Source organism: Enterococcus sp. DIV0187, assembly GCF_051713785.1.
Taxonomy (GTDB): Bacteria; Bacillota; Bacilli; order Lactobacillales; family Enterococcaceae; genus Enterococcus_A; species Enterococcus_A avium.
The window spans coordinates 1,525,176-1,544,287 of the sequence record NZ_JBIOQO010000001.1; the positions used below are offsets into that span (position 1 = coordinate 1,525,176).

The 19,112-nt window shown below is 37.6% G+C and carries 19 protein-coding genes and 1 pseudogene; 9 read left to right on the forward strand and 11 right to left on the reverse strand.

What is annotated here, in order from left to right:
• Positions 1 to 215 precede the first annotated feature (215 nt).
• The 4 genes from IGI52_RS07470 to IGI52_RS07485 all read right to left on the reverse strand — a co-directional run bounded on the left by IGI52_RS07470 (position 216) and on the right by IGI52_RS07485 (position 4,881).
• Positions 216 to 983, reverse strand: a complete 768-nt coding sequence (locus IGI52_RS07470; protein WP_438780880.1) for a helix-turn-helix domain-containing protein — start codon at positions 981 to 983, stop codon at positions 216 to 218.
• A gap of 241 nt (positions 984 to 1,224) precedes the next feature.
• Positions 1,225 to 1,953, reverse strand: a complete 729-nt coding sequence (locus tag IGI52_RS07475) for a LytR/AlgR family response regulator transcription factor (protein ID WP_438780881.1) — start codon at positions 1,951 to 1,953, stop codon at positions 1,225 to 1,227.
• Between the two features lie 45 nt (positions 1,954 to 1,998).
• Positions 1,999 to 2,937, reverse strand: coding sequence for a GHKL domain-containing protein (locus tag IGI52_RS07480; protein ID WP_438780882.1), 939 nt, complete (start codon positions 2,935 to 2,937; stop codon positions 1,999 to 2,001).
• A 909-nt stretch (positions 2,938 to 3,846) separates the two neighbouring features.
• Positions 3,847 to 4,881: a tyrosine-type recombinase/integrase gene (locus IGI52_RS07485; RefSeq protein WP_438780884.1), complete on the reverse strand. Its 1,035-nt coding sequence runs from the start codon at positions 4,879 to 4,881 to the stop codon at positions 3,847 to 3,849.
• Positions 4,882 to 5,500: 619 nt separating this feature from the next.
• On the opposite strand from IGI52_RS07485, the gene IGI52_RS07490 reads away from it, so the two are divergent.
• A complete protein-coding gene (locus IGI52_RS07490; protein WP_438780885.1) occupies positions 5,501 to 6,202 on the forward strand; it encodes a hypothetical protein in 702 nt (233 codons plus the stop codon).
• A 227-nt stretch (positions 6,203 to 6,429) separates the two neighbouring features.
• Here IGI52_RS07490 and IGI52_RS07495 read toward each other — a convergent pair whose 3' ends face one another.
• The 5 genes from IGI52_RS07495 to IGI52_RS07515 form a co-directional block, all read right to left on the reverse strand.
• Positions 6,430 to 7,392, reverse strand: a complete 963-nt coding sequence (locus tag IGI52_RS07495) for an L-lactate dehydrogenase (RefSeq protein WP_438780886.1) — start codon at positions 7,390 to 7,392, stop codon at positions 6,430 to 6,432.
• Between the two features lie 69 nt (positions 7,393 to 7,461).
• Positions 7,462 to 7,716: a hypothetical protein gene (locus tag IGI52_RS07500; protein WP_240128556.1), complete on the reverse strand. Its 255-nt coding sequence runs from the start codon at positions 7,714 to 7,716 to the stop codon at positions 7,462 to 7,464.
• A complete protein-coding gene (locus IGI52_RS07505; RefSeq protein WP_438780887.1) occupies positions 7,701 to 8,123 on the reverse strand; it encodes a DUF4809 family protein in 423 nt (140 codons plus the stop codon). Before IGI52_RS07505 ends, IGI52_RS07500 begins: the two co-directional genes overlap by 16 nt.
• A 29-nt stretch (positions 8,124 to 8,152) precedes the next feature.
• Complete coding sequence (rfbD, locus tag IGI52_RS07510) at positions 8,153 to 8,980, reverse strand: dTDP-4-dehydrorhamnose reductase (protein WP_438780888.1); 828 nt, start codon at positions 8,978 to 8,980, stop codon at positions 8,153 to 8,155.
• A 181-nt stretch (positions 8,981 to 9,161) separates the two neighbouring features.
• A complete protein-coding gene (locus tag IGI52_RS07515; RefSeq protein WP_438780889.1) occupies positions 9,162 to 10,130 on the reverse strand; it encodes a TDT family transporter in 969 nt (322 codons plus the stop codon).
• Positions 10,131 to 10,278: 148 nt separating this feature from the next.
• Between IGI52_RS07515 and IGI52_RS07520 the strand changes: the two genes are divergently transcribed.
• Positions 10,279 to 11,118, forward strand: coding sequence for a LysR family transcriptional regulator (locus IGI52_RS07520; RefSeq protein ID WP_438780890.1), 840 nt, complete (start codon positions 10,279 to 10,281; stop codon positions 11,116 to 11,118).
• Between the two features lie 602 nt (positions 11,119 to 11,720).
• Here IGI52_RS07520 and IGI52_RS07525 read toward each other — a convergent pair.
• Positions 11,721 to 11,861: pseudogene (locus IGI52_RS07525) on the reverse strand (Txe/YoeB family addiction module toxin); the annotation flags it as partial.
• A gap of 304 nt (positions 11,862 to 12,165) precedes the next feature.
• Here IGI52_RS07525 and IGI52_RS07530 point away from each other — a divergent pair.
• The 7 genes from IGI52_RS07530 to IGI52_RS07560 all read left to right on the forward strand — a co-directional run bounded on the left by IGI52_RS07530 (position 12,166) and on the right by IGI52_RS07560 (position 18,084).
• On the forward strand, positions 12,166 to 12,369 hold the full coding sequence (locus tag IGI52_RS07530; RefSeq protein ID WP_438780892.1) for a hypothetical protein: 204 nt from the start codon (positions 12,166 to 12,168) through the stop codon (positions 12,367 to 12,369).
• Between the two features lie 22 nt (positions 12,370 to 12,391).
• The gene (locus tag IGI52_RS07535) at positions 12,392 to 12,604 is read left to right on the forward strand and encodes a DUF2922 domain-containing protein (protein WP_016181240.1); all 213 of its coding nucleotides are present in this window, start codon (positions 12,392 to 12,394) and stop codon (positions 12,602 to 12,604) included.
• A 69-nt stretch (positions 12,605 to 12,673) separates the two neighbouring features.
• Entirely contained in the window at positions 12,674 to 13,060 is a 387-nt protein-coding gene (locus IGI52_RS07540; protein WP_127978001.1) for a hypothetical protein, read from the forward strand.
• A gap of 51 nt (positions 13,061 to 13,111) precedes the next feature.
• The gene (locus IGI52_RS07545; protein ID WP_438780112.1) at positions 13,112 to 13,720 is read left to right on the forward strand and encodes a hypothetical protein; all 609 of its coding nucleotides are present in this window, start codon (positions 13,112 to 13,114) and stop codon (positions 13,718 to 13,720) included.
• Positions 13,721 to 13,842: 122 nt separating this feature from the next.
• A complete protein-coding gene (locus tag IGI52_RS07550) occupies positions 13,843 to 14,256 on the forward strand; it encodes a phage holin family protein (protein ID WP_438780894.1) in 414 nt (137 codons plus the stop codon).
• A gap of 293 nt (positions 14,257 to 14,549) precedes the next feature.
• Positions 14,550 to 15,638 (forward strand): non-hydrolyzing UDP-N-acetylglucosamine 2-epimerase, encoded by a 1,089-nt coding sequence (gene wecB / locus IGI52_RS07555; protein WP_431414183.1) that lies wholly within the window; start codon positions 14,550 to 14,552, stop codon positions 15,636 to 15,638.
• On the forward strand, positions 15,631 to 18,084 hold the full coding sequence (locus IGI52_RS07560) for a glycosyltransferase family 2 protein (RefSeq protein WP_438780896.1): 2,454 nt from the start codon (positions 15,631 to 15,633) through the stop codon (positions 18,082 to 18,084). Before wecB ends, IGI52_RS07560 begins: the two co-directional genes overlap by 8 nt.
• 141 nt (positions 18,085 to 18,225) lie before the next feature.
• Here the strand turns inward: IGI52_RS07560 and IGI52_RS07565 are convergent, their stop codons facing one another.
• Positions 18,226 to 18,921, reverse strand: a complete 696-nt coding sequence (locus IGI52_RS07565; RefSeq protein ID WP_438780897.1) for a helix-turn-helix domain-containing protein — start codon at positions 18,919 to 18,921, stop codon at positions 18,226 to 18,228.
• Positions 18,922 to 19,112: the final 191 nt, after the last annotated feature.

The window sequence follows — 19,112 nt, forward strand, 5'->3', positions numbered from 1 at the left end:
TATCCATTCCCCCTCTTGTTCTAAATAAGAAAAAGGTGCGATGAGAAAGGTCTCTGCTCCTTTACTTTGTTACATTTTGCGGTTTTCTATCGATTGCTTCGATTAAATCTTTATTAGTTTACGTTGTATCGATTGTCATACTCGACCTCTTTTCTTTTGATACTATTAATCAAACTTGGATTGCTCCAATATGATTGCCCACTTATCAGTTGTACTTAGCAGATTTCCTCCTGCGTTTGCAGTGGCTCTTCTATTTCCTCCAGCACTTGATCGGCTTCGAAATAATCATAGAAGCGTTGGGTTAGCTGATAGCCTTTGCCCCAATGCGTACGGATCGTGTGCTCTGGAAAGCCCTCAAGCTGCAACTTTTCCTTTAGCTTTCGAATCAAATTCGACAGCATGACCAGTCGCGAATTAGTGATCTCTCCCTCCCATGTCTGATGACACAGCTCATCTCGCGAAACGATCTGACTATTAGCTGAATACAGAGCATTGAGGATTCTCATTTCCAAACGGCTGAGCCGCAAATCAGATAGCGACTGCTTAATGCCAAACTCTTGATTCGACTCCATCTCGTGGGGCTTTGACTGGCTCGTCAGTAATGCCCCTGATGTCGTAAAGCCTTGAATAGTATTCGAGCCAATCAATAGCTCCCTTAGCTCTTCGATACTGGATTCATTGGAGATCCAAAGCTTCACCTGAAAGTCCTGCTGATTCTCATTGGCATGATCGTTCTTCCGAATGAGCGTCGTAGTTGATTTTCTCAGTATCGGCAAGAGCTGCTGCAGCTCAATATCTGAGATTGTTTCACTGATGATCGTGTAATAGAACAAGTTGAAGAATTGAAGAAATTCTCCCTGTGTCCCCCTTTTCGTCAACAGGCTGCTTGAGCTAAACACCTCATAGTTCAGATGCTGCAATTTCTTTTGTGTCTCTTCCTCTGCTAAAACATTCTTGGTCAACAATAGAATCGGTCCCATCATTACCCACCCCTTTTATCTTTTGTCCTCAGGCCGTCTCTTGTTGCACTTCCTGACTTTTTAAAATTTGATCGCCGCGTATCCAATATTTAATAGCGGATTATATTATTTATCATAGGATATAATTACTATTTAATTGATTTTTGTAAATAAAGTGTTGAAAATGATTAACAACGTGCGTTATTAACAAAAGAAAAAAGCCGAACAATTAATTAGTAACTGTTCGACTTCACTATTTTTTACCTCATAATCCATTGCCATTCATCATTCGCTGCTTTAACTCCCGCTTCATGTTCCGACTCACCTTCCATTCCTGCTGATCGGTCATTACGACCTGTTCTCCATTAAAAAAGACTACCTGTTCCAGATTAATAATTGTTTGTTTATGGATACGACAGAACCGAGCCTTTTCCAGCTTTTCCAGATAGTCTGTCATTTTCCCATACGCCGCCAGTTCCTGTGTCTCCGTCTTGATGATGACGCCGCCCTTTCGTCCTAAGCTTTTTGATTGGATCGTCAAGATACTATTGATCGGAAGAATCTGAAATCCACCAGAAACCAGCTCGACAGTCAAGCGCTGATTGTTCTTTACCAGCTTGTTCATCAAAGGGCGAATCTTCTTTTCAAATTCCTCATAGGCGACAGGCTTCACTAAGTATTGATTCGTTCCAACTTCAAAGCTGTCCTGCATCAACTCGATATGACTCGTCAAAAATACCAGCTGTCCATCATACTGATGAGATTCTCTTAAGAGCTTGGCAGCCTGCAAGCCATTTATCCCTGGCAATTCAATATCCAGAAACAGCAGATCATAGACATGCTCTTTTTTCTCATAGCTTTCCAGCAATTCCTCTCCTGAAGAAAAGCTGTGAGTACGAATATCCAGATCCAATGAAAAAGACAGCTTCACCAACATTTCCCGCAACTGATTGCGATAACGCGGCTCATCTTCGCAAATTAAAATGTGTATCATACGATTCGTTCTCCATTTAGTTCATTTATTTTTTGGACTTATACTTTATTTCAAAGGCAATAGTACGCTGATGCCGTTCGTGCCTTGTCTCTCAGTTGTTTCGTACATACCGCTATACTTTTCAACAATTCGATGAATGATTTGCGTATCTTCCCATTGCTCGACGGTTCCTTTTGGTAAAACAGTGACCGGTTCTTTAGGATATTCAACCGCAAGGATCAGGTGATGCTTTTCGGTTTTCATCGTTACTTTGATGGTTCGCTCTTGTGATGTTTGATTTGCCGCTTTGATGGCTCGATCAAATAGACTGCCAAGCAAGACCGCCAAATCCTTTTCCGCTAGAGTGATCTTCTTATCGATATGAATGTCACAGGTTAGCTGAATATCTTCTTTTTGGCATTGCTCCTGTAGCGAAAAGAACATACTGTCTACCACTTGATTGCCAGTAAAACTGGTGTGCTCTCGATCGAAGTATTGCTGGTAGACACCTTTCATGTATTCCTTAACATAATTCATCTGATTTTCCGATAAGGCATGTTCGATCTCTAGGTAATGCTTTTTGATGTCATGCATTAGTCGATTGTTCTTTTCTAGGTACGCTTTATTCTGTGCCAGCTTATTTTCTTGAAACTCAACTTGTTTACTGATGACGAGATTTTCCTCGAAGATTTTTCGCGTCTTCTCTAAGTAGTAGGCGAAGTAGATGTTGATACCGCTGGTTAAGAATAAGATTGCGGAAATTAAGCCCTTCATTTGATTGGAAAATTCAAGGCTCGTAAGGACACTTGCCAACAGGAAAAAGTTTAAAGTAATCAATATCCAAATCAGAATGTATTTTTTATCAAAATATTGAATTAATGGCTGCTTTCCTCGACGATAAAAATTTAGAGCGATAAGTACAATTATTGTGACTATTTCAATATAGATATCCGGTAATGGATTGTTGGGAAAATAACTATAATCCAATACAGACGCTTTCATCATAAGAATCATTCCATGAAGAAAATCTAAAAACACCATAAGCTGTAGTAATAACATTACTGATAGAATTTTATTCGGAATCGTACCTTTGTAGAAAAAAAGAAGCGCTCCAAAAAACATGATCATTGTCCTCACGATTGAAAACCAGTCATATATATAGGTAATGTAAGTAGCAACAAAACATACTCCGAAAAGAAGAAAATAAGAGTAGATTTTCTTTTGTTTTCTAACCAATAGTAAATTGAATAACAGTAGAATTACTGATAAGTAAATAAATGTATTAAGCATGTGTTGGAATACGATACTCATTTCTATCTCCTTTTAGTTCACCAATAAATTTTCTTATATTAACAATTATTATAATATTTTTAATACATATTTAATCGTATCATCTTTTATTTATTATGCAAAGCGTCTAATTAAACAAAATAAAAATACATTCGTTTTAAAAATAATTACAAATAGCCGATCAAGTATATTTTTATTCTAACAATGCTAATTTTCTGTGTTCCCGAACCAATCGCCTTTTCCCATTCTATTTTTAGAAATTCTATAATGGAAAAAATGGTATTCTGTTGTTAGGCTATTATATTCATTAGGCTAAAAATAAGTATTATTTCTATAGATTGCAGCTTAGATTCGCTATTGAATAACGATTTCACTAAATGATAAGTTTCTTAGTTTTGTGAAAACTAAGCAAAGCTCGAAAAACTCAATAGTATCAAGGGTTTAGGAGCATTTTTGACGGTGTATGACGGCGAATGGAAAGTTATTAAAAGTTGATTATCCATTTTTTTAATTCCTAATTAAATTTTTGCATTTGAAATAGATTGACAAACTTGAGAAAACGCTTTCTGTAAAAAAGACAAAAAAAGAGAGCCTAATGATCACGCAACTAATTTTTTTTAATTGTTATCGGATTCGATTTTCCATCTGATGGATAACTCTAACACGTGCTTCCATTAGAGAATCGGCATAGGTATCCAAAGTTAATTGGGTCGACGTATGACCTAACAAAGCGCTGACGGAAAGAATATCTCCTTGCGCTTCCAAGCAGCGTGTCGCAAAGGTATGCCGTAATTGATGGAAATGAATATCCATTAGCTGACATTTTTCACGAATTCGATGGAAATGATAGGTTAAGAGACGTGGCTCAATTGGTTTATCATTCGTTGAAAAAACAAAGATTCCCTTTGACACGTTTCTTTGATTCAGCAGAATTTTTTTTACTTTATTTGACATTGGAATTGTACGAATGGCAGCATCTGTTTTTGTGCTATCTAACACTAATTGGGTTCTTTGCACGCCATTTCCAAGAGATATACGTTGATAGGTATGGTTAATTTGAATAAGTTTTTGGTCGAAATCAACGTCTGTCCAGCGCAAAGCAGCAATCTCTCCAATTCTCAAGCCTGTGTGCAAGGATAGGATTGCTGGGATTCCAATTCCTCTTTTTTCTGCTAGTGCTGTTTTCTCTAAACGTCGTTGTTCCTTTTGGCTGAGTGAGCGTATTTTTCGTTTCTTGTCTTTTGGCAACTTTATTGTCGCGAAACAATTTTCCTTGATATGAGCTTTTCTTTTAGCTTCATTCAGACATTGCAGAACAATACGGAAAATTACTTGGATCGTTGATTTTCTTAGCTGCCTATTAGTTAATTCAGACAGTAATTTTTGTCCCGTTTCTTCTGTTAGTTCATTTAATGGGATCGCCCCGATAATAGGTAACACATACGCATTCAATTTATAGTTGTAATTCGAATATGTGGTAGGCTTTATATCTATACGAATCCTATCTAACCAGTACACGCTCCATTCTTCAAAAGTGATAGAGGAAATTCCTCTCATTTCCTGATAGGTCTGATATTTAAGCTTCAGCGGATAAAGTTTTTCCCTAACTTCTTTTAATGTGCGGCCATACACATAACCATATCTAACTTTCCCAATCATCGTCCTTCCTTTGATGTATCGTCCTTCCCATCGTCCATCTTTTCTATGGTATATATTTTCTCCTCTACGCATATGTCTCTCCCTTTCTGACGGCTTATTTGACGGCAAAAAATACATTTCCATTCGATACAAATTCCAACTTGAGCCAAAAATTAAATTATTAAATATTTTAAAAATTAAGCTTAAATATTTTTTATCCTTAATTTTCCATTGATTGTTATCTTAATATATATTAAAATACAAATAAATAAAACAGTAAATTGAGATATTAAACACATTTTCCGAATATTCTTTCTTGTATTTCACAAAAACAAGAGGATTTTCTTCTTAAAATAACTTTTAATAAACCAAGAAATAATTTTTCCTCCACTACTTCACTTTTCTCATTTCCTTCTATATCTATCCTCTTTATCTATCATCGCGTCCCAGACCACCTAACCGACTATCTGTTAAAATAATTTGTCTGTTGATTTTCAGTAAAATCCATCAATAACAATAAAAATCATTTTTTCTTCTCCGATTCTTTTTCTCCAGCAATTTTTTGAAATCGTTTTCGTTTTTATCGCGTATTTTCTTTTGTAACACTTAAGAACAATACTAATTTTTAGGAGGAGTTTTTATGTTTTTATTTGATGAATGTTTTTATTTTGATGATCGAGGTCAGTCTGAATTATGGGAAGCAACATGGAGACATGCGGAACCGTTTATTTCCTTAGCTGTCCACGAGATTGAGCTGATCTTACCGCACCCAACAGAAAATGGCTCGCTTATCCTTACGATAGATAGCTGTTTTCGCAGTCCTAACACACCGCTGAAAGTCTTACAGGATTATGCTGATGTCTATTCCTTCTCAGACTATAAGGCGATGAGTACCTGTCTCAAATCTTTTCGCTGTTTTGGGCAATACAAGTCTTCTTGGATTTGTCCATTCTTCACTCTGTGTCCTCTTGAAGGCATTGATCAGACCATGTGGATCAATCCTTTTAGTGTTTGCGAGATCGAGACAAAGGACGGCATTTTATTCGCTGTGCTTCAATCCGGTCACGTCGTCTCGCTCCCGATCCAACGCCGCAGCTTTATCCAACGTATCGAGCTGTCCTGCTTAGCCTTAGCCGCATGGCGCCGAGAGTGCTTTTACTTTTCTATTCAGGGAACAAAACCGCTTGATTATCTGCCTTTTCCTGATGAACGCTTTTCCAAACTTTTAAAGCAGCGAGCAGCTCTGCAATATTTCACGATTCCTTATGGTGAATTATTTAAGCGCTATCAACAAACGTTGCTGCTGCTTTCTTATGAAGAATTCGAGGATGATTTTTCATAGAATAGCTTCTATTTCAGATCTATGAGTTCAAATGATTGATGAGAATACATCATTTGGAAATGTTGCATACTATCAATAGATAGAATGCTATTTCGATGAATAAAGGGAGCATACTTCGCAAATAATTGCGTTGCATGCTCCCTTTACTTATGAAAAATTATATCTACCGCTCAAGCAATGCTACAGCTATATATTCAAGCTTCAGCGGTATTTTTTATTATTTACTCTTATTCCTCACTCTTTTTAGTATCCAAGGAACGAATGACCTCTCTAAGCTGCTTGCTTGATGCGGCGAATTTCTTTCTCTCCTCTGGATCGATATTTAGTTCGATGATTTCTCGTACACCGTGTTGATCTACGACTGATGGTACACCGGTAAATAGATCCTTTTCGCCATACTCTCCATTGAGATAAGCAGATACAGGCAGCACCGCTTGCTCATTATTCAAGATGGCTTTCACGATTCTCGCGACACTCATCCCGATGCCGTAAAAAGTCGCTTGTTTTCTGTTTATGATTTCATAGGCGGTGTTTTTTACACTATCTGAAATCGTGGTTAAATCATCTACCGTTAGCCGATTGTTCTTCACGATAAATTCCAATAATGGTTTTCCGCCAACTGTAGTATGGGACCAGACAGCTACTTCTGAATCACCATGTTCGCCAATGATATAGCCATGAATACTTCTTGGATCAATTTGTAATTTTTCGGCCAGCTCTTTACGAAATCTAGTGGTATCAAGAGTAGTTCCTGTTCCTACGACTCTGCTGCTTGGTAGGCCAGATGCTTGCCAAGCAACGTAGGTCAAAACATCTACTGGATTTGAGGCGATTACTAAAATTCCATCAAAGCCTGATGCCATGACTTCTTTCACGACACTGGTAATAATTCCGGCATTGATATCGATCAGCTCCAAACGCGTTTGACCGGGTTTTTGATTAACACCTGCTGTGATAACGACAATATCAGCATCTTCACAGTCCGTATAATCGCCGGCCCACACTTTAATATTTTCTTGTGCCCAGGACATACCATCTAACAGGTCAAGCGCTTCTCCTTCTGCCTTTTCTTGATTGACATCGATTAAGACCAACTCATTGATAATCCCTTGATTGATCATAGAATAAGCAATACTTGTCCCGACAAAACCTGTTCCCACTACAGCAACTTTTCTACTTGTACGTCTCATATGAATTCACTCCATTTTTTATTTTTCTAGTATTTATCACTGATTTCACGCTTCAGTGGATCATCTGCATTACGCGCTCCGATATTTTGAAATAGTGAATTCCGTCTTCCCGATGATTGGATCGCTTATTTCTTCTATCGAATCACCCATTTGATATATCTCTTTCTTACAGACAAGCTGCGGAGTTGTTTGACTCAATACTAAAACAGAGTTCGCGTAAATTTTTTTGATTTCTCCAGAGATTATTTCTCCATGGACATTCTTCACAGTGATCGTATCCCCTATGCCAACCATTCTTGTCATCCCTTCTAATTGCTTAAACATTTCTTTTTTCTTAGCTTTATTAAATAGCCCTCAACATCGAAGATCGTCTCTAATATCTCATTTACTTGTTCAAATAAGCGTTTTGTATCTTCAAATTGTTTGGGACTTTCGATGCGTCTCCACTCTTTTTTATAACAGATTTCATGAGCGGTCTCATCCATCGACACTACCTGTGATTTCTTTACAAGATGTACTCGCTCTTCACCTATCCCAATTATTTCTACCCATTCTCTCCAGCCATTTTTTGTCGCGATGGTCCGAACCAATGACGGCAAATCCAACGCGTCCAGAGCCGCACTTCTTCCATCTTCGAAATGAATGGTATAGGTGATGCATTTCACAAATCCACAGGCGTTACACCCACCTTCAGTTATTCGCTCTTTGCTTGTAATTATCGCTTTTTCCATTAATCACATCTCCAATGAATAATCTTTGTTCACTTGAAATTTGATAAGGCTTCCTGCCAAGTTGGAATCTCAAAGCCTAGTGCCTTTGCTTTACTTAGATCCATGGTTGACGTTCGCGGGCGTGCTGCTTTTTGCGGATAATCTTTTGATGCTACTGGGATGATCTCTACATCCGTATCTTTTAGGATTTCCTTGGCAAACTCATACCAAGAACAGCTATTTTCATTTGATAGCTGATAAACACCAAAGGGTGCTTCCTGTTCAATCAAGAAATACATGAATTCGGCCAATGTACGTGTCCAAGTAGGCCGTCCAAACTGATCCTCCACCACGGCTAGGCGTGTCTGTGTCTCCGCCAAATTACGCATCGTGGATACAAAATTGTCTCCAAACCTTCCAAATACCCATGAGGTGCGGACAATGTAATACTCAGTCATTAATTCCTCGACGATTTTTTCGCCTAGATATTTCGTGCGGCCATATTCATTAATAGGGTTGGGCAGCTCTTCTTCTTGATACGATCCAGCTTCTTTCATCCCATCAAATACGTAATCCGTACTGATGTAGACCAAAATAGAACCGGCGGCCTTGGCTGCTTCTGCTACATTGCGTGTTCCTTCGACATTGATTTTTTCGTTTAATTCTTTGTCGACGCCTTCTGCTCTATCAACAGCGGTGTAGGCTGCGCAATGATAAATGATGGCAGGCTTCAGTTGGGTGATGAACTGGTAGGTCCTTTGTCTATCGGTAACATCCAGCTGATCAGAACCAGCCGCCACGTATTCCACCGCTTTTTCATCTAATAGATAACGCAGCTCCGTTCCTAATTGACCTTGACCACCTGTAATTAGAATCATTGAGTTTCCCTCCTTTTTTCGTATGCTCTGTGTATCCAATCACACGTCTTAGTAAACTAAACGTTGATGATAGTTGTTTCCTTTTATTGGATTGCGCCGCTGATTTCCAAACGACCGCGAGAAAAATTCTGTTATTTATTTTAACTCTTACAGTAATGAAAGCACCAGCAATTCACTCTGTTTAAAAATCCCGATTTACCTTTAGGACCTTTGTTTGATCATATAGATGAATCACATACTTCACTAAGACATAGCAAACAACGAGAATTGCTAAAAGCGTTTCTAAAATACTTAACGCTTTAGTAACTGTCAGTAAAATCGGAAGCTCTTCAAAAACTTTGGAGGCTTTGAAGATCGCTGTTGCTGAGATAACTAAAGGAAACGTGAACGCCGCATAGCTTGGATAGAAGCCGACCTTTAGCATTCTTTTCATATTAAAAACGATGCAAAGATAAATCAACTGGGATAAGATCAGCAGCCCAATAACAAATGGAAAAGAGACTTGATTGCAAACAGATAGATAACCAGCTAAACAAAGTGAGCCTGGTGCTGTCAGAATCGTAATCAAAGGAATCGCTGAATCCTCAAATATTTTCTTATGAAGGATTCGTTTAACGATGATTGGCAGCAGAATTAAATACAAAGCTAAAGCGATCCAAACAGCAACCTGCCCTAATTCCTTGATAAACACGGTCGAGGTATTCGGAATGACGCCTATTCCAACAAAGGTAATAAACCAGCTGGGATAAACATATTCAAGTGTGACCTCCACAGGCAGAATATGCACGACAATGAAATAGCCCATCAAAGCCAGATGCAATATGATCGCCGTTACCCATAGCACGTTATTCATGATTTGATTAGGAAACAATCTGTCTAAAAATACGGAAACGACCATTAACGCCATCGTAAATGTCGGAGCTACAGAGGCAATAATCGGATTTCTCAATGCAGCCATCGTATCTTTAAATGTGAAAACGATTTTTAAAAGAAATACAAGGATCATCAAAAGACCTGTATAACAAAAAATATTGCCGATCCCTTCAAAGCCTTCAGAAAATAATAGATTCCCCAGTGACTCCGTTCCTAAGATCAGTCCGCAAATCGGTATTGGTATAGCCTTCAGAAAATTCTTTAGTGTGTTATTCATAGGTATATCCTTTCTAAACGATCAAATTATTTGATAGCACTTGATATATATTTTTTACACCCCTATAATAAACACCAGTAAACTATTTGTAAAATAATGATTTTACATATCCGTTATAAATTTTATTAATAGAAAAGAGGTCATTCCGTTGTTAGAATTATTGCGAACATTCATTATTGTGTATGAAACGAGAAATTTCAGCACCGCAGCCAAACTCATGTTTAAAACACAACCAACCATCTCCGTGCAGATCCAAAGATTAGAAGCAGAACTAGGCTTCAAGCTGTTCGATCGAAAAGGAAAGCAGCTGATCCTGCCTACGAAACAAGCCGAATTTTTATACCCTAAAGTCGTCGAAGCGTTACACTCCCTATCTAATGTATTTGCCCAAGCAAAAAATTCTAAAAACTTTAAAACCGACTGCATCCTTGGCTGCTCCAACACCACCGCCGTACACCTATTACCCAAAATTATGGAGCAGCTGATTGCTGAATTTCCATTAATAGCTTTTGAAATCAAGATTATGAACTCGCAAGAAGTCATCGATGCCGTCGAAGGAAACAAAGCCCATATCGGCTTGATTGAAAAATCCATTGTTTCCCCATTGATCCAAAAGGAGTTCGTTTATAAAGATGAGCTCGTTTTAGCAGGCAATATCGATTCAGATTATTGGATTCTTAGAGAGCATGATTCTGGGATGTATCTTATTAACGAGACCTATCTGTACTCTAATCATCTAAACCCGCAAATCATCAAAGCAAATAACAGTGAAGTAATATTGTCTCTATTAGAAAACAATATAGGCAAATCAATTATCTCCAAATTAGCACTAACAGATTCCTTGAAGTGGCAGGAACTAGAGGATGAATACAGATACAGAGACCTCTTTATCATTCAAAATATCCAAAGCCCGATCTCTGAAACAGCGGACGTTTATGATCGGATCAAAGCATTACTCACCGAATTATATAATCAGTCAAGCGAGTAAGGACGCATTCAAATAGAAAAGAATTATTCTTTCAGAGATTTTAATCTTGAATCCTGAAAAATAGCGATGTATAAATAATTAATTTACTAATTCTACATTCGTATCAAAAAACTTTCTGATAATCTAAGGATGTTAACATTCATCCAGCTTGACGCTTCCAGCGATTTTTCAACGTTAAAGTGAAAAATCGTTATTTCCTATGATGAAGTGTCCTAAATCGCTCCCTTGATACTTGTACAAAGCCTCTCTGGAGTCGATCATATAGCTAAACCCCCAACTCTGATCAGAGTTGGGGGCTTGTTTTTTAGCGACCAAAAATTTTTGTATGATATAGCGTTTTCAAAAAACTAGCCTTTCGCCATTGATGAAAAGAAAAACCCTACTCCTGGCAGAGTAGGGCTTTCGTGTTTCTGGTATTCGAAATCTTCACATTTCGCAAACTTATTATAGCATGGGATTACGGCTATTTCTATTTTTTTAGATTGACGATAGATAAGAAAAGCGATTCTTTTGCTAGGAGAGTCGGTAGCTTATTCATAGGTATTGCATTTGCAATTTCATCGTAGTTTTCATCGGTAAAAAGTGCATTTTCTTTAGAGAACTCAATAATGATCTTTTGCAGAATAAAAATGGATTGTTTCCTTTTCTACTCTATAGATTAGCCGATGTTCGCCTGTAACTCTCCTTGATGGGTTTGCAGATAAATCATGTGTTAGTAGTTCAGGTTTTTCTAAACCAGAAAAATGTATAGAAAAAACACTCAACTTTTCTTTTTTTGAATGTACATGAAGCTATTGCTGTTTATGCAAAAAAATGTAACCGTTTTACAAAACCTTTTATTATACTACATTTTTATCCGCTTTGTAAAATCGCAATTTGACACTTCCCCCCCCTAATTTGACCTGTTTTCATGCAAAAATAAGGGTTTTTCCCTAAAAACAGGTCAATTTGAGGGGGGTAGCGGTTATTTTGCGATTCGCACTTTTTTTAGAAATCGTTTATCTTTTAGTCACCGGCCGGAAACAAAAAAATTAGGAGGAAACAACCATGATTCAAAAAATCGGCAATAAACTACAAGTAGAAATCGATGCAGGCGGAGAAAAAACTAAGAAGATCACCTTTACAAATGTAATGGACGAGCCCAGCGAGGAAAAGGTCCTCGAACTGGGAGAAATTATGAAATCGCTATCAGTGGAAGGCAGCCAGCTAGACGGCGTGATCCTAACCAGTCAATCACGTTATACCAAATAAATCATAGAAAGGAAGAGAAAAAATGCTAAAACTCGTTGCAACCTTTAAAAACAGCTTAGGGAAGAATCACACCTGGAGCTTTAATGATCCCGATACTCAAAAGACCGATACGGAGATCAAAGGATTGTTACAACGCATGACAGAGGTAAAACTTTGTCATAAAGATGGTGCAGACCTCTTCAACACTGTCGAAAGTGCGAAGTACGTCGAAACGATTGAAACAATTATTTTTTAACCAAATACTTTGAGGAGCAGCGGTGCTATCGCCGCCCTCCTCTACTATCTAATGAAGGGATGAGAATCAATGAATGTTATACAAACACTGTCGTTTCGGCAGTTATTCAACTTAAAAGCTAAAACACTCGAACAACGAATCACCAATTTCTACCATGAAACACAAAACAGTAGTGTCACGATTAAATATATCTTAGCCTTGAAAGTACGCTGCCAATTAGGAGCGGCGGAGTTTGATCACTTTCTAAAGGATCTTGTCCGCGAAGTGTTCATGCATACTAAAGCCACACGTACCATGAAACGTCTCTTTTATTATTTTGAAGACTACTTTATGGCACCCGAATGGAAGACTTTGAAACTGAGAGTTTTTCCAGTAAAAAAATTCGGTGAAACAGTCGTCTCTGTTGCCCGCTCCCTTATTTCATTTGTCCGACCTGAAGAAACTAGCGAACCTTGATGAAACCATGAACCAACCTACGTAGAAAAAATCAAAGAAAGGAACAGAACAATGACCAAGGATTTAATTGCCACCTTTGGAAAAAGCGATGGCGGCACCCACAATTGGAAATACAGAGATCTTGATCCCAACTTAACGGCGCCGCAGATCAAAGAAGCTTGCGAATTATTGACGAACTTAGACATTTGTACACAAAACGGCGTAAAACTATTTGATTCTGTGGTCACCGCCAAGGTCTTGACCCATAAGGAAACACTGATATTTGATCCAGAAAATGAGACGAGAGGTGTTCGTTACGATGGAAAGCCTGTTGAGGAAGCGGCCTGTGAAGAAGTCGGTTGCTGTGAAGTCGCGGAAAAACAGGAGAAACCTGCGGTAGTGACGACACCAAAGCCATCTGCACTACCAACAACACCGCATGGTCACTATTTTAAACAATTAACGACTATCGCTCCACCGGAAAAAGCAGCGATTAAAGTAGAAAAAGAGTCGCTTCCACAATCAAGCTATAGCGAAACCAGCGATCAGAAACCAACTGCTACATTCATAGATGAAGATTCATCCAGCCAAGACACGAAAGAACAAAATAGAGTTCTTCAATGGCTGCACAGAATCAGGAAGAAAAACAAGGAAGGGCCGCCTGATTCACCACGGGAATAACTCTTTTCCCAATTAAATCCGATCATTGACAATCACATACTGCGTAGGGATCAACAGCTATTAGCCCCTGCGAAAAGAAATTCGCAGGGGCTATCAATTACTTAAGAAAGCGAGGAATCTATATGATACAAATTCCCTTAATCAATTATTTATTCGGCGGAAGTCTGCCGATCATGGGCGTTTTTTTGACCATGGTTGGACTCGACCTCACCACCGGATACGTCAAAGCGTTGAAAAGTCATACCTGGGTGTCTTCGATTAACCTATATGGCTTGTTTACAAAATTCATTACCTTTTCCACAATCATTTGCGCCGCTGCCTTAGACAAAATCGCGCCAACTGTAGGAATTACTCTGCCAATCAATGCAGCATTAATCTGGACAGCGCTGTTAATTATTTACGAGATCGGTTCGATTTTAGAAAATGCCCATGAATTCGGACTGAAGATCACTTGGCTGCAGAAATGGCTGAGGGTGTTCGAACGGGATGTTGGGAAAACGCCTGATAAGGACGATCAGGAAAACAATGTTCGGTAGATGGCAGTTTTATAAGATTGATCAACTTATTTTCCTGAAAAAATATTAAAGTCGATTTAAGCATCGACGTACTATATGGAGTTTTTTATGAAGAATGACTCCTCGCTTAATCGATTAAAAATATCATTCAAATAGTTACTAATCAAATAACAAAACACTTATCGAAATTAGAAGATGTTCGGTTTACTTGACGTAAAACGTTTTACGTATTACTTTTGATTTGGTTTGTCTATGGATTAATCGTTTAAAATGTTATATCCATAGCACTATTACGTAAAGGGAGATTTTCTAAAATGAAACCGAAATGTTTATTTGTTTTTGGAACACGTCCAGAGTTTATCAAAGTTTATCCGGTCATTATGGAGGCTAAAAAGAAAGGAAATGAGGTTGTTGTCGTGAACACAGGCCAGCATAAAGAAATGCTGGACAATTTATTCACTTATTTTGATTTTAAACCGGATTATAATCTGAAAGTCATGGATCAATCCAATGGACTCACAGAAATATTAACTACGACATTGGCTGGGTTAGATCCAATTTTTAAGAAAGAAAAGCCGGAAATCGTATTTGTTCACGGAGACACCTCCGCAACTTTGGCTGGATCAATCGCGGCCTTTTATCACAAAATAAAAATTGCTCATATTGAAGCCGGGTTACGGACACATAATAAATACTCCCCTTTTCCAGAAGAAATGAATCGACAATTAACAGGTGTATTGGCGGATTATCATTTTACTCCGACATTAACAACCAAGAAAAACTTGCTGAATGAAGGAAAAAAAGAGAATTCTATTTTCGTCGTGGGAAATAGCGCGATCGATATGCTGAAGTATACGATAAAAAAAGAGTATGACCATCCAATACTAACGAGCTTACATGGAAAAAAATTGATCCTTATTACCGCACATCGCCGCGAAAATTTGGATGATCTGAGTTCAATATTTAAAGCCATCAATGCTTTAGCCGAAAAATATAGCGACACTTGCACATTTGTTTATCCAATTCATATGAATCCAATCATTCGTGAAAAAGCCGCAATCTATCTAACAGCGAACAATATTAACATTGTTGAACCATTGAATACCATTGATTTTCATAATATCATGAGCCAGGCTTACTTGATTTTGACGGATTCTGGCGGCATACAGGAAGAAGCCCCAGCATTAGGAATTCCAGTATTAGTGTTGAGGGACACCACAGAACGTCCTGAAGGTGTGGCCGCCGGTACATTAAAATTGATTGGGACAAATGAACAAGCCATTATTGAGGGAGTAACTGAATTGATGAATAATCCCTTACAGTATGATGAAATGAAAAAAGTAAAGAATCCCTATGGAGACGGAACAACAGCTGAAAAGATAATGGAGATAATCAATGAGTAATAAACGCAATTATTTATCGAGCTTTTTGCTCATTGGACTTTTATTTTTCGTTCTAACAGACTATTCTTTTGCCGTTCTTGCTGCAAACATTAATGGGCATGAGCAAAATTGGGCATTGTTATTTTTCATGTTCCCTGTAATATACGTAGTCTACAATATTGTTAAAGACCAAGAAAAACTGCCAAAGCACATTACTGCTCTGGGTCTTTTCTCTGCTGGTTTTTTTGTCGTGTATTCCAGTATGCAGTTGATTGTCAAGTTTAGCTTGATTTTTGGAGGCGAGCCATTCGCTTATAAAAGCTGGGCCTTAAGATTTTTACCGTTAGCTGTTTGGGGAGGATTGTTGATCATTGGCTATATTCGTAAACAGCCTTTGTCCGTTAAGAAAATGCGGCCATTCATTCTGATCCTAGTCGTCTTTCAATTCCTGCTGTCGTTTTTCCTATTATTTCTATTAGTTTATCATCTGTATTTGTCAAAAACAGGAATGAACTTCTTAGTTCAAACCCCAGAATATATACTAAGCTATCTGGGTGTCCTTACCCCACTTAGTTATTTGATTTTTTTGAAGAAAAGCATAGATCCCACTAAGTTCAAACGAAATTACCTTATCGCTATGATCTTATCGTTCAGTTGTATGCTAATTATTATTCTGGTGTTACTAAATGGTTCGCTTGTAAAAAGCCAGTATAACTTCGAACCATCGTATTATTTGAATAGTTTAAAGCTAAATTATGGGTCGCTCTTTTTTAATGTAGCCGGGCTGTTTGGAGCAATCAGTCAACTGTTTATCAGCGGGCTTCTGTATCTAGCTGTCACTGCTACTGTCAATTCACGATGGGATCGTCCTAAAAAAAATCATCTATATTTATTTTCATTTATTCTAATCGTAGGCATCGTCCTTCTGGCTATATATCAACCGAGCGTCGATATGCAGGAGCTTTTTGTTCGAACGAAAACAGTCAATTTTACGGCACAAGCTTTTTATATTTTTATGATTGTCTTGTACGGATTTTATATTGGACTAAAAAAATATCATAACCCTATCATTCAAGCAGGATTGTATATTTTCCCAAGCTTTGTTTTGATTTATTTGGTCTATTACTTGGCAAAAATATGGGATTTCTTGCCAGCATACGTGGTAGCGCGCTTGATTTCGTTACAGCATGTCTTCTTAGTGGTATCTATATTTGTCATTTTATACTATACCTTTGAGACAGCATTGTTATGGTATGCTTATTCCCATCGCAAAACGACGAGTGATCTAGGTCCTATTGCTGTTGAGAAGGACTACGATATTTATGTCATGATTCCTTGTATGAATGAAGAGGTCGTTATTGGAAATACATTAACAAGTATTCTCGAAAGTGATTATGAAAAGCTGCATATCATCGTAATTGATGACGCCAGCGAGGATAACACGGCTCAGGAAGTCAGAAAATTCGGTGATCCAAGAGTACGCTTAATTCAACGAAAAAAACCGCAGGCTCAACAAGGAAAAGGAGAAGCCTTAAATTATGTTTATGACATCATTAAGGCTGAATTAGTCGAAGAACAAAAATCATTTGATGATGTATTGATCGCCATTATTGACGCGGATACACTGCTTCCGGAGCACTATTTTGAAAAAGTAAATTTTGTTTTTAACAATCGCAAGGATGTTACGGGATTGCAATCAAAAGTACGTGTTATCAGCAGTACCAAAAATCGTTCTCAAGATTTGGAATTTGCAGAAATCATCAACGCAACGCAGACACTTCGTTCAATGACAGGAACCGTTGCTTTTGGCGGAAATGGACAATTCTGTAAGCTATCAACTCTGGATACGTTAGAAGATGCGCCGTGGAGTAAAAGCTTAGTAGAGGACTTTGATTTATCAACGCGTCTTTTCTTAGGCGAGACTCCTGCAAAAAATATTCAATTGGATGATATTTATGTGACACAGTCAGGAATTGATCGTGATCCGGCTGCTTTAGTTAAGCAAAGAGTAAGATGGTCTCAAGGTAATATTCAATCAGGTAAATATATCTGGCCGATTATTCGATCAAAAACTCTGGAGGGCAAGCAAAAATTCGAATTCCTGATGACTCTTTTCAAACCTTGGTTGATGATGTTAGAATATTTGATCGTTATCTATACAGGGGTGGTTATTCTAGATCTGTATTTATTTTACGGAATGAATCGCTTAATGTTCAGTATAATAGTTATCTTTTTACTGATGCTGCTTTATATATTATCGATAAACTTCATTTGGGCCTGGCTCTATAATCGAAATAAAGAACGAAAATTTTCTCTAGCAAATGTTTTTCTAGATACGTTCTTTCTCACAGAATTTCTGTTGACACTTTCTCAAATTTATCCTCAGGCCACCATTCGACATTTCAAGAGCGAAAGTGGTTGGGACAAAACGCAAAGACAAAAAGAGTTGAATAAAAAGGACAGCTAAAATCAACGAAATAAAAAAATCTGAAAATTCGTTTATAGCTTTCCTCAATACAATAAACTCCCTATCAAAGACAAAGTGATATTTGTTGTCTTTGATAGGGAGTTTATTCTTTTCTTGCGAGAATTTTTAATCTTCTAAAAATTATTCATCCGTACTTACTAATCGATAGCCTGTTCCTCGCAATGTTTCAATCGAAATATCTAAATACCCATACTCTACCATTTTTCTTCTTATATTTCGAACGATGATTGAAATTTGTGATAGATACGAATTGTTTGGTTCATCTCCCCATAAATAATGACAGAGATCTGTTCGAGAAACAATCCCGGCTTCCGCTTCTCTCAAATGCTTAAAAACAAGTTTTTCTTTATTAGATAGAAAGATATTCAATTTTTCTAGATCCGTATTTCTACAAACCTTTCTAACTTGAGTATTCAATAAAAATTGATCCTCTTCAAAGTCATTAAGATCCTCTAATTTTTCAGATAGCACTTCTCTTGCTTGCTCCAGTAAATTATCGTTGGACAGCCATCCATCAATGCCGATCGTTTTCCATTGCTGTTTTAATCTCTTTGGTGGTGTATTAATATTTTTTCGTAAAATAATTTGATTTTCTGCTTTTAGTTTTGGAACTATTTCCACTATCTCAAATTCACTGATCGTATCACTAAGAACGATTGCTTGATAATTCTTTATCGGATGCTCCAAATTGTTAGTATGAGTCAAAAAATGAAAGGCTTTAACAGAAGAAAAAACCTCATAATCAAGATATTGTAATGTTTCTTGAAGCTGTTGCTCTGCCATTAAATTTTTTGTAAGTATCAAAATTGTCCCCAAGATAATCCCCCGTTCAAAATTCTATGTATTTACAAAAATCCTTCGAAATGAGAGTCAGGCTTTTCCCTCTCATTTCGAAGTTCTATTCTTATATTTGCGATTACATATATTTCGTTTTTTGTTTTCTAATTCGAAGAAGGTAGAGGAAGATGATTAAAAATAAGTAACCATACCAAACAATCCTGTTTTTA